Source organism: Rossellomorea sp. GQ25, from assembly GCF_059758515.1.
The window spans coordinates 167,439-179,239 of record NZ_JCAXEQ010000002.1; the positions used below are offsets into that span (position 1 = coordinate 167,439).

Annotated in this window: 13 protein-coding genes and 1 pseudogene; 5 read left to right on the forward strand and 9 right to left on the reverse strand. The window is 42.8% G+C overall.

The features are described 5' to 3' along the window. Positions 1-295 precede the first annotated feature (295 nt). The 3 genes from AC6CIB_RS06615 (at position 296) to AC6CIB_RS06625 (ending at position 3,472) form a co-directional block, all read left to right on the forward strand. Entirely contained in the window at positions 296-679 is a 384-nt protein-coding gene (locus AC6CIB_RS06615; RefSeq protein ID WP_498278974.1) for a GntR family transcriptional regulator, read from the forward strand. Positions 680-682: 3 nt separating this feature from the next. Beyond that, entirely contained in the window at positions 683-1,786 is a 1,104-nt protein-coding gene (locus tag AC6CIB_RS06620; RefSeq protein WP_498278976.1) for a DUF1648 domain-containing protein, read from the forward strand. Between the two features lie 267 nt (positions 1,787-2,053). Next, on the forward strand, positions 2,054-3,472 hold the full coding sequence (locus AC6CIB_RS06625) for an alanine/glycine:cation symporter family protein (RefSeq protein ID WP_498278978.1): 1,419 nt from the start codon (positions 2,054-2,056) through the stop codon (positions 3,470-3,472). Between the two features lie 28 nt (positions 3,473-3,500). Here the strand turns inward: AC6CIB_RS06625 and AC6CIB_RS06630 are convergent, their stop codons facing one another. The 9 genes from AC6CIB_RS06630 to AC6CIB_RS06670 all read right to left on the reverse strand — a co-directional run bounded on the left by AC6CIB_RS06630 (position 3,501) and on the right by AC6CIB_RS06670 (position 10,636). Continuing rightward, complete coding sequence (locus tag AC6CIB_RS06630; RefSeq protein ID WP_498278980.1) at positions 3,501-3,782, reverse strand: GNAT family N-acetyltransferase; 282 nt, start codon at positions 3,780-3,782, stop codon at positions 3,501-3,503. Positions 3,783-3,811: 29 nt separating this feature from the next. After that, a complete protein-coding gene (locus AC6CIB_RS06635; protein WP_498278982.1) occupies positions 3,812-4,039 on the reverse strand; it encodes a hypothetical protein in 228 nt (75 codons plus the stop codon). Between the two features lie 87 nt (positions 4,040-4,126). Next, a complete protein-coding gene (locus AC6CIB_RS06640) occupies positions 4,127-5,230 on the reverse strand; it encodes a PLL family lectin (protein WP_498278984.1) in 1,104 nt (367 codons plus the stop codon). A gap of 230 nt (positions 5,231-5,460) precedes the next feature. Then, the gene (locus AC6CIB_RS06645; RefSeq protein ID WP_498278986.1) at positions 5,461-5,745 is read right to left on the reverse strand and encodes a thiamine-binding protein; all 285 of its coding nucleotides are present in this window, start codon (positions 5,743-5,745) and stop codon (positions 5,461-5,463) included. A gap of 68 nt (positions 5,746-5,813) precedes the next feature. After that, positions 5,814-6,677 (reverse strand): cytochrome c oxidase assembly protein, encoded by an 864-nt coding sequence (locus AC6CIB_RS06650; RefSeq protein WP_498278988.1) that lies wholly within the window; start codon positions 6,675-6,677, stop codon positions 5,814-5,816. Beyond that, complete coding sequence (locus AC6CIB_RS06655; RefSeq protein WP_498278990.1) at positions 6,667-7,143, reverse strand: DUF2243 domain-containing protein; 477 nt, start codon at positions 7,141-7,143, stop codon at positions 6,667-6,669. Before AC6CIB_RS06655 ends, AC6CIB_RS06650 begins: the two co-directional genes overlap by 11 nt. 209 nt (positions 7,144-7,352) lie before the next feature. After that, on the reverse strand, positions 7,353-8,618 hold the full coding sequence (gene hflX / locus AC6CIB_RS06660; RefSeq protein WP_498278992.1) for a GTPase HflX: 1,266 nt from the start codon (positions 8,616-8,618) through the stop codon (positions 7,353-7,355). 488 nt (positions 8,619-9,106) lie between these two features. Next, complete coding sequence (locus AC6CIB_RS06665; RefSeq protein WP_498278994.1) at positions 9,107-9,931, reverse strand: SDR family oxidoreductase; 825 nt, start codon at positions 9,929-9,931, stop codon at positions 9,107-9,109. 111 nt (positions 9,932-10,042) lie between these two features. Further along, the gene (locus tag AC6CIB_RS06670) at positions 10,043-10,636 is read right to left on the reverse strand and encodes a hypothetical protein (RefSeq protein ID WP_498278996.1); all 594 of its coding nucleotides are present in this window, start codon (positions 10,634-10,636) and stop codon (positions 10,043-10,045) included. Between the two features lie 161 nt (positions 10,637-10,797). On the opposite strand from AC6CIB_RS06670, the pseudogene AC6CIB_RS06675 reads away from it, so the two are divergent. Then, positions 10,798-11,183: pseudogene (locus tag AC6CIB_RS06675) on the forward strand (DUF3231 family protein); the annotation flags it as partial. Between the two features lie 84 nt (positions 11,184-11,267). After that, positions 11,268-11,777 (forward strand): DUF3231 family protein, encoded by a 510-nt coding sequence (locus AC6CIB_RS06680; protein WP_498280487.1) that lies wholly within the window; start codon positions 11,268-11,270, stop codon positions 11,775-11,777. The last annotated feature ends 24 nt before the right edge of the window (positions 11,778-11,801 follow it).

Genomic DNA, 11,801 nt, shown 5'->3' on the forward strand with positions numbered 1-11,801 from the left:
TTTATTACAGTGGTCCAATTTAGTTTTTGCAATCTTTTTGTTAGATGTGATGACAAGGCATGGATGTTGATTGCTTTAGTTCACCTTATTATTCATGCATCCATCTAAACTACTATTCTTTTTAAACCGCGAGTTTTTTTCCTTCTCATCTTTTCCCATCCTCTTTTTTTATATAATCAAATTATAAGGAGGGAATCTTCAATAATCTAACTTTTTATGGAAAATTACTTTTTGTTCTACATACACTAGAACAATTTTGTTATACTATTCATATAACAAACTAGGAGGTGAATCCTTGTTTATCCAAATAGAACCTCAATCAGATATACCGATTTATTCTCAGGTCAAGAATGGGATTATGGAGGGGATTGTCCGCGGGGAATTAGTGCCAGGTGATATCCTCCCGTCCGTTCGGAGCCTTGCCGGTGACCTGGGCGTAAACATGCACACGGTGAATAAAAGCTATCATGAATTGGAAAGCAAGGGTGTGATCCGCATTGTTCCAAAGTCTGGGGCTGTTATTTGTACACCATCTGAGGGAGAAATTCCGCTATCCCGATTGGATCAGATATCAGAAGAATTGCGGCCGATTGTAGTGGAATCATTGGTAATCGGCATGAGTGAAAAAGAAATTCAAGAATTAGTTGCAGCTATTATGATAAAGGTTAAGGGGGAGTAACAAATGGAAATGACGCTCATTTTCGTCACGGTCGGGTTTCTGGTGGCGCTTCAAATCGCCATACCTTTCATTGTCAAACGGACGGTGGTGTTTGGTGTGACTGTACCCGTTGATGAAATAAGGAACGAAAAGGTGCGACAATATAAAAAACTCTACGCAATCCTCACCTCCTTCTTTTCAATTGTCGTTTTGGCTATCTATATTTTTTGGTCGACAATCATTACACCTATAGAAAATCACCTCATTTTAGCAGGCTTATTACTGCCTTTTGTCATCCTATTTATTTCGATGTCCCTTTATTTCTATTTTCATATGAAAGTGACAACACTGAAACGCGAAAGGCAATGGTTCAAGGATCGTAAACAGGTAAAGGTTTCAGAATTGAGCCTAAGAACGAAAGATGAAATGCTACCCTGGATAGTGTATGTAGTACCCATGGTGATCACTGTTGGATTAATGGTGTTTACATTGGTGAATTACAATAGCCTGCCGGATCAGATTCCTACCCACTGGGGACCTGATGGAAAGCCAGATGCTTTTACAACGAAATCGTACCTTTCCGCTTTGACCCTTCCACTCGTCTTACTGGTGATGAATACGATGTTCCTCGGTATAAACGAGCTGACGAGGAATTCCGGGATCAAGCTGAGTGCAGGAAATATAAAGGCATCACGTGTCCGACAGCTCCGTCTGCGCAAGTACACAAGCTGGCTCCTATTCTTCATCTCCATTCTGATATCCATGCTATTTACATTCCTGCAATTCACCACCCTTTATGAAAATAGCGTCAGCGACCTGCTGATCATCACCATACCACTGGCCTTCTCTGCACTCGTCTTGATAGGGACGGTCCTTATGGTCATCAAGGTGGGGAAAAAGGATTCAGACTTGGACTTAGAAATCATTGATGAAGGCACTGGCGAAGTGATCAATGCAGATGACGATCAATACTGGAAAGGGGGGCTCTTCTATTTCAACCCTGAAGACCCCTCCATCTTTGTAGAAAAACGCTTCGGAGTAGGCTGGACCCTGAACTTCGCCAGACCCATGGGATACCTCATTCTGGTCGGACCGCTGCTCGTGATAGTAATCATTACACTTTTATAACGGTGAGGAACGGACCGCGATAAAGTTACATCAACGTTCAGCTAAAGAGGGTCCGACCCTTTTGTTACGCGATTTCCACCCTTAAGGAACACTAGTGCACCTTTCTCTTGTGATTGAATCCGAGGTCCGTCCCTCCTACTACTAAAAAAGGCACAATCTCTGGAAATTCGACTTTTATTATGGACAGATTGTTTAGAATACTATATAAATAGTAGATGGAAACCCACAAAGAAAACGTTTACAACATGAGATGACAAGGAGGATTCTATGTTAGATGTGCTGAACAAGATTAATTCATTTTTATGGGGGACACCAAGTTTAGTACTGTTATTTGGGACTGGCCTTTTCTTAACGTTTATGCTTAGAGGGCTACAGTTCCGAAAGCTATTGTATGCATTTAAACTTGCTTTTACAAAAGAAGAACCATCTTCTTCCGCTGACAAGTCGGAAGGGGATATTAGTAACTTCAAAACGTTGATGACTGCTTTATCAGCGACAATCGGTAACGGAAACATTGCCGGAGTTGCGACGGCATTGACGATTGGCGGACCTGGAGCCATCTTCTGGATGTGGATTGTCGGCCTTCTCGGAATGGCCACAAAATACGCCGAAGCCCTGCTTGCGATGAAGTACCGTGTGAAAAATAAAAACGGTGAATACTCCGGCGGGCCAATGTATTACGTAGAAAAAGGTCTCGGCAGCAAGTGGAAATGGCTTGCTGTTGCATTTGCCTTATTCGGTGCTTTTGCTGCCCTTGGAATAGGAAACAGCGTACAGTCCAATACGATTGCAGATGTCATGACATCAAGCTTTCAAATTAACAATCTCGTAACAGGAATCGTTTTAGCAGTCCTGACAGGTTTGATCATATTTGGAGGCATTCAACGGATCAGTACAGTTGCTTCCTTCTTTGTACCGATCATGGCATTCCTGTACATTGGTGGTTCATTGATCATCATCGTACTGAATTATGACATGATCATTCCGGCATTTGAAATGATTTTCTATTATGCGTTCAATCCTGTAGCTGCAGCTGGAGGGTTCACTGGAATCATTATCAGTGAAGCGATCCGAAGCGGGGTATCACGTGGGATTTTCTCCAATGAGGCCGGACTTGGTACGGCTGCATTGATTGCAGGTAATGCGAAAACAGACCATCCGGTTAAACAGGCACTTGTCGCCATGACGGGTACGTTCATTGTGACGATTATTGTTTGTACAATGACTGGACTGGTTCTTCTGATCACTGGTTTCTGGGACCCTACAGGCGGAGCGATTTCGGGTGTTGAGCACGCGCCGAGCCTTGATGGGGGAGCGTTAACGAGTGCCGCATTCGGTCATGCCCTTGGGGTAGCCGGGGAATACATCGTATCATTTTCGGTTATATTCTTCGGTTTCTCAACAATCGTCGGATGGTATATGTACGGGGAGAAATGCTTCGAGTACTTAACGAATTATCGTTTTGCTAACTCCTACCGACTCATTTACATTTTAGCAACCGGCCTTGGTGCTGTTGCGAACTTAGAGCTCGTTTGGGCATTTGCTGATATGTCTAATGCGTTGATGATGATTCCAAACTTGATCGCTCTTATTTTACTTTATAAGGTCATCGTTCGTGAAACGAATCACTACTTCAATGAGTACATGCCCATGATGGAAGCTCGACCAAGAAAGAAAGCCAGTTAATAGAAATAGGCGTGATCTATGATCACGCCTATTTCCAATCCCAAAGAATCTTTTCATACTTACAATGTCCGCTATGAATAGGGGTAATCTCTTTTAAAGGATATTTCTTTTGGTAATAATGATTCAATCCCTCATTATTTGCAGGGCAATCAAAACGAAATTTCACATTTGCTGCTAACTTGACCAGTAACACTGCCCAATCAAGGAAAGCTTCTCCAATGCCTCTACCCGCGTAGTCTCTATGAATGACGAATCTATGTAGGTATATAATACATTCTTCTTTAAGAGCGTCCTCTTCCCATATTTCCACATCCCATTCAGTAGGCTCATGGTCGATGGTTAAACTGGCAACGACCTCCCTTTTTCCAGAAAATATGTGTAGTGATTTTTTATTGACTCCAATATTTCTTCTTTATTCCCCTCGAGATTTGTCAGATAGTAGTCCCATTGCTTTACTTCTTTATCTTGAAGCCATTCAACTGCATTCACCAATAAATCCAAAACTTTTTCTACATCTTCACTTTCTGCCGCGTTGATTTCAAAAACCTCTCCATCAATTGTAAGCATATCGTTAGTACTCCTTTGGAAAATAAGTGCATATTTCAAATAAAAAACCATCCCTATTCTTATACAAGAAAGGGATGGTTCCATCTATCAAGCATACCACTTATGCCACATATGATCGTTTCTGCCTCTCGCAAAGGTGTCCACCCGGTTACGGCCCCAAGACACGGCTCCCGGTGAAGAACGAACGCCTCCTCTGGGTGCTCCAAGGTCTTCCCAGTTACTCCAGCGGGAACCATTCCACCATTTGTGCCACATGTTATTGTTGTCTCCCCGGACAAAGGTATCAATCCGGTTCGGTGCCCACGAGGAGGCAGCCGGTGCCCCTTCAAATCCTCTAGGTGGGGAACCGAGGTCTTCCCAATTGCTCCAGCGGGAACCATCCCACCATTTATGCCACATACGGTCGTTGTTCCCTCTAACAAAGCAATCGATGCGGTTCGGACCCCATGAGACGGCACCAGGAGAATCCCTCAAGCCGCCTCTTGGAGCTCCAAGGTTTTCCCATTGGCTCCATCTTCTTCCGTCCCACCATTTATGCCAGAGATTGTTGTCATCTCCTTGGACGAAAACATCGAGTCGATTTGCTTGCCATGATGCAACCGTAGGATCTCCCTTGAACCCACGTGGTGGTCCCCCAAGGTCTTCCCATTCATTCCATCTCGAACCATCCCACCACTTATGCCATAGAGTATCCCGATTCCCTCTCACAAACGTATCAATGCGGTTAGGTCCCCAGGACACGGCTGCCGGAGAACTTCTTAAACCTCTGCGTGGAGCTCCAAGGTCCTCCCAATTACTCCAGCGGGAACCGTTCCACCATTTGTGATACATTCGATCGTTCTCACTTCGAACAAACGTATCCAGCCGGTTCGCCTGCCAGGAAGCAACGGCCGGTGAACCCTTCATCCCCCGTGGCGGTGCACCAAGATCCTCCCATTCCCTCCAGCTTGCCCGCCAATCAAATGGATTTTCATAGACAAGTTGGTCATAGAATTCTTGATAAGGAACATAGTAGTTCAGCTGTTGTGGATAATACGTGAACTCACGTTGTTGTTCGTAGTCTGGATAAAACTGTTGATAAGTATGTGGTAAAAGACCATCTTCATAATCGTTTCTTACTTCTGGCCAATATGGATAGCATTCTTGTTGAATTTCACACGGTACCACAGGGTATCGTCGTGGAAAAAACATACTGCATCCCTCCTCTGCATTTACTTTATGCAGGAGCCCAGGTGGAGGAGCAAGTACAATTATTGTCAATGAATAACCTCTTCTTATACTTTTCAGAGAAAAATATAGCCTTTAAAACTTGCTTGCTGGAAGCAAAGCTAATGAAAGAAGAATCCATTCTTTACTATAAAAAAATAAGCACCTAAAACATAGGTGCTTATGATCATACTCTTTATAATTGGAAGTGGTTTTCAAACATCCTTCTTTTTGTCTGCGATAGATACTCCGTCCGATTTATAATGCACTTTGATATTTGTGAAAACCTCGGTTGCTCCGTGTTGTATCCCTACTTCCTGGGTCTCTTTAATGACGCTCATAATTTTATCATAGTCACCTTCGACCACCGTTTCCATTGGCCCCACTTCGTATGTTAAGCCTGATTCTTTTACCACTTCGATCATTTTGGGGATAACTCCATGTGTATCCACGTCTTTTCCGTTTGGCATGGTTTGAAATCCTACCGTTAATGTTGGCATCTGCATGCTCCTTTCTCTACTTATTCTATACATTTACCTCCTCCAGAAGCAGATAAACATGTAGAGTTTTATCGAAACGTACTTGAACCTCTATGTTTCTCGAAGTCCATCGTCCCCACAAAATTATTACTGCCCTTATTCTTACTTGTATTGGCTTTCGGCCGGGCAGCCCTATACCACTGATAACAAAAGATAATTATCAGGATCAGATCAATCATATCCCCGCCATAGTACATAAGCATACCTCCACTCTGTGCCTGATCACGGGGTATATCAGCAGGAGGGTAGGCATATATGTATTTCGACAAAATGCCATGACCGGTCAAGGCAAGGATCAATACAGTCCCTCTGTAGATAAAGCCGGTTCTATGTGGAGCAGGATCAATATATATCATGGAAATTGTGAATAGATATCCAGCCAGAAAAACATGGATATGTATGAATAAATAAAGGAGAATGTATTGATGCATCGCTTCGTACAAACTGGTTGTGTAAAGAACCCAAAGACCTCCAACATTGAGGATGACAGCGACAATGGGGTCACTGATCATCCCTATAATACGGCTTTTCAGTATTCGTGAAAGCCTCCTGGCCTGAGTGACAGGCAGGGTCCGTAGTAAAAGTGTTACCGGTGCAGCGAGTACCATGAGGAGAGGGGCCAACATTCCAATAAGCAAATGACCAAGCATATGGGAAGTAAACTCCATATGTGCCCGCTGAGCCAATGGTCCTGATACTGCACCTAAGGCACAGCAGACACCGATGATCCATAAGATTGTACGGGAAATTGGCCATTGTTTATGTTTACGATTGGAAACGACCACAGCAAGTAGATACAGTACCAGTGCCACTGTATAAGGAATGGCTAGAAGAATCTGAGAAACCAATCCGAAGCCTTGAGATACTTGTGAGATAGAATGATCAGCGTGCATTGACAACAGTCTCATTCCTTTTATATCTAGTATTTACAATCATTACGAATCCTGCAAGAATCATAGCAGCCGCAATCACATTCCAGACAATATCATACACGAGGACATTCTCTACATAGCGTATCTGATGAATACCCATCAGCTTATGCTGAACTGTCCCGTCATACAATTGAAAGCCTCCTGCACCAAGCAAAATGCCTCCCCACCATCTCTTCACCCATAACCCTTTTTTTCGGCGTAAATCGGCAAACATAAATAACCCGCCGATTGTTGCAAACCAGCTAAACGCATGAAAAAAACCATCAGATACGAGCCCCATCGCTGTGGTGGACTTGTCATAAAAATGATGCCAATGAAGCAACTGATGGAATACTGTCTCATCAATAAATGCCACGATTCCCATCCCAAATAAGATACCGGACCATAGATTCCGGGTTGAAGACGTCTTTGTATAGCTGGCTATCATGGTTACAGGACCCTCCTTTGTAAATTATTAGCCATTCTACCCTTTCCTGTATGGGGATAAACTTTTCTTAAGTAGGTCTAAAAGGTTCAGGAGATGCATCGAAATATCGGTCTTCCCCTAATTCCGAAAGATTTATCGGAAACTACTTACTATAGTATTTAAAAATAAAAACAGGACCTCTTAATTAGAAAAGGTCCTGTTTTTCCTAGTTATTCATGGATGACATACTGTTGATATTTTTCAAAGTCACTTAGCTTACACTCAAGGATCATTTTCGTCCCGGATTCTTCATATTCTGTTCCCACTACATTCGCTTGTTCATTGAAATAAGAAATCAAATGGCCTTTATCGTATGGAATAAGCATCTGACACTTTTTGTAGTCTTTAAAAATATAGCTCTTCACTACATCCAGTAATTCGTCCATCCCGATTCTCTTTTTAGCCGATAAATAAATTCGATCCTTTTCGATTCTAGGAACCTCTCCTTCTACTAACTCTGCTTTATTAAAGGCATAGATGACTGGAATGTCGCCTACTCCAATGTCTTCGAGCGTTTTGTCAGTCACCTTCATCAATTTCTCATAATGGGGATCCGAATAGTCCACCACATGAACGATGAGATCTGCTTCGACCACTTCTTCAAGAGTAGAACGGAACGCCTTGACCAGCTGATGGGGCAGTTTGTTAACGAATCCAACCGTATCTGTCAGGAGAAATGCCTTTTTGTCCGGTAAGGTGATATTCCTCACCGATGTTTCAAGAGTCGCGAACAGCATATCCTTTTCAAACACTTGCTTGTTTTCGTTTGGATGGAATTTTTCTACGAAAGCGTTCATAGTCGTGGACTTCCCTGCATTTGTGTATCCGACGAGGGATACGACTGGGATTTCACTCTTTCGACGCTGCTTACGTTGTGTAGTTCGCAGGTCAACAAGCGAATCAAGCTCTTTATTCAATGCTGTGATTTTCTCTTCAATTCGGCGCCGATCAAGCTCAAGTTTCGTTTCACCCGCACCACGGTTCGCAAGTCCAGATCCTCCCCCTTGACGCCCTAATGACTCACGGCGTCCAATCAAACGCGGGAGCATATATTGCAGCTGAGCTACCTCTACTTGAAGTTGTGCTTCCCGGGTTTTCGCACGTTCTGCGAAGATATCGAGAATCAACATCGTCCGGTCCATGACACGAATATCAAGTTTCTCCTCAAGTACACGAATTTGCGAAGGAGACAGCTCATCATTGGAAATGAGTACCTCCGCATCCCACTCTTCAATAAGTGGCAGTAGCTCTTCAATCTTCCCCTTACCAATATAGTGAACATGATTCGGCCGGGGCAGGTTTTGTGTCAGTTCACCGACAACATCAATATGCCTCGCTTCTGCCAATCCATTTAACTCAAGCATCGAATATTCGAAGTCATTATTCTTATCCTTTGTATTAACGCCTATGGCGATTGCTTTTAAACGTTCTTCCATTACTTCGTCACTTCCTATCTTTTAGTGTGTACAGAAAAAAAACACAGGCCTCTGCCTGTGTTTTTGTAAATGGATTTGAATAAACCGGTGACGGGTGAAGAAGACCGCATTTTCTTCAAGGCTTTTCTTACAAAACCCCTTATAGCAACACTCGGCAAGTATTCAATTCTATTTTTAAAAAGAAGAAAGAGGAGCCATTTCCGTCTCCTCTTTCTTCATTCATCGTCAAATGAAGAATTCCTTTAAAAATAGTCAGACCGATCCCATTTACCCTGCACACAGGCAGAGCCTTTGAACATATTCAATTATGCGTTCAAATTGCGGATGCGTAGTCTGATTAAAATCAAAGGGAAAACCTCCATTTCTCATAAATTATAACCATTCTATCACAACATAAGGTGAATGGGAAGAAATGGTTTGAGGGACGGACCTCCCATATGTCTGTTCCACTATAAGGGCATATCTGGAGGTCCGTCCCCCCTCACACTTTATTCCGTTCCTTTTTTCCACTTTTCTTCCTCAACGAGCATTTTCCCTGGCCATGTGTAAGCCATGATGCCTCCGTCTGCTGTAATATCTTCCCCTGTCACATAGGAGCTGTCGTCCGATGCCAGGAATAGAGCTACAGTTGCCATTTCTTTCGGTCTTCCAAGTCGTCCGAGTGGAGTAATCCACTTGTTAGCTTCTCTGAATTTTTCTCCTATCTCATCCTGTTTACTTCCAACAAGCTCATCGATAAGTGGTGTTTCGATTGTTCCAGGTGAAAGAGAATTAACACGAATTCCGTGCCTGGCATAATCAATCGCCATTCCTTTTGTGAAATTAATAATGCCGCCTTTAGCTGCATTATAACCTGAACGGTCATGATCTGCTGCTTGTCCAGACATAGAAGCGTTATTGATAATAGATCCACCTTTATCAAGCATCAGTGGAATTAAATACTTACTACATAAAAAAGTACCTCTAAGATCTACTTCAATGATTCGATCAAACAGTTCAACAGGATATTCATGTACCTTTCCACCCTGTTCATCTACTCCCGCATTGTTAAAGAGTACATCAATCGTACCAAACTTCTCCTTCACTTCATGGGAAAATGCCGTGACACTTTCCTCACTCGAAACATCCAGATGAAAAGATTCAGCCTTGCCGCCGTCACTTTTGATATCCTTCACGGTCTTTTTCATTTCCTCTATGTTCACATCTCCACAAATCACCGTCGCACCTTCATAGGCAAAAACCTTGGCAGTCGCTGCTCCGATACCTGTTGCTGCACCTGTAATAACGGCTATCTTCTCTTCCAGTCTTCCCATAGGGTAAAACCTCCTTAAAATCTCTCATAGAGAGCTTTTCCCCTTATGTGAAATAGTAAACATAATGGAGGGACGGACCTTCAACAAGTATAATCCGAACTTAAAACTAGTTTAGAGGTCCGTCCCTCGCTTCATATACCGGCGGATACGCAGGATCAACCAAGATAGGAGAAGGATCGTCGCAAATTGGGCAATGGAGAGAAAGAAGTTCCAGTTGTTGATGTGAAAGAGGTTGAGTGCTGCTGCGCATTGTTGAATCAAGCTCAGGACTGCTATCCAAACAAGGTATCTCCATAGAGTGGGATAATTCGATTGCCTGCTCAGAAAAAGCAAAAGTGGAACACACAATAATATCCACCGATAAAAGAAATCAACCGGATGTACATCGTTTACAACATAATAATATAGCTCAAGTCTTCCCTTCAATACGGCATCCATAAACAAATTCATATAAAAGATAAAGAATAGGCTTCCATACCATTCCAGAGGCGTCAAATGAAGGAACCTCTTCTTTACACCAAGCAATTTACCATTAACGAATCGAAAATTATATAACAAGATCATATACAACATAGGATAAATCGGAACGGAGTATATCAATCTCCAGCCAATGTATTGAAAAAAGGTAGAATAGCGGGCTGCCACAAACACATAACTTAATGCAAATAGTGTCCAGCCCAGTATATACATCCCCTTGATGATCAAATTCTTTCACTTAAATCATGGAAGTGTTCTTCTAAAAACCACTAATACACCTACCATAAATAATTATTTTAAGACAAATCCATACTAATGAATACATTCACTGAACAGTAGGAGGCGTTCCCATGTCACATCATCCGAAAACAGATTTAACCTCAGCCGAAATGGCCACTCTTTGGGCCACATATCAAAGTGACACTTTGGCTCTGTGTGTATTTGAATATTTCCTTGCAAAAAATCAGGACCCCGATACGGCATCCATTCTTCGTTTAGCTCAAGAAAAATCTGAGCGCATATTGACTTCATTTCATCCATTTTCATAGAGGAACAAATCCCTATCCCTGTTGGATTTTCAAAGGAAAAGGACGTGTTCCCGGATGCCCCGGCCATTTATGGAGATACCTTTTTCTTAATGTATCTCCGGCAAATGGCGAAGGTTGGGATGATCACCTATAGCGGAGCCGTTTCCCTGACGGTGCGAGAAGACATTCTTGAGTTCTTCCAACAAGCCCTTCAATTTTCTAGTGACCTCTACAAAAAAACAACGGAGACTGGAAAAGAAAAAGGCATTTTAGTCAGGCCTCCATATATTGACTATCCTGAAAAAGTTGAGTTTATTAAGGAAAAATCTTATATGAGTTCCAGCCTGAATCCATTTGTCAATAGACGGCCACTGAATGCCGTTGAAATATCACATCTATTCCTTAACACGGAAACCACTTTGCTCGGGAGCATGGTTGCCACAAGTTTCGCTCAAATGGCTCAATCAAAAGAAGTAAGAAAATTCATGACCAGGACACAGGAAATTGCTCAAAAGCACCTCAATATCTTCAGTGATGCTCTCCTCAATAACGATATGCAGGCTCCCATGTCTTGGGATACCAATGTTAAAGCTTCAACTAGCCCTGCTTTCTCAGATAAACTGATGATGTTCCATATCACCCTGATAAGCAACGCCGGGATGGGGAACTATGGTACTGCTGCTGCGGCAAGTATGAGAGCTGACCTGGTAACGAATTATTTTAGACTTATACTCGAGGTGGCGGAATTAGGCAAAAGTGGTGCGGACATTCTGATCGATAACGGTTGGCTGGAAGAGCCACCACAGTCTGCCGATCGAAAGAAATTGGCGGAAGATAAGTGATGAGGTCCGTCCCTCATCACGTTA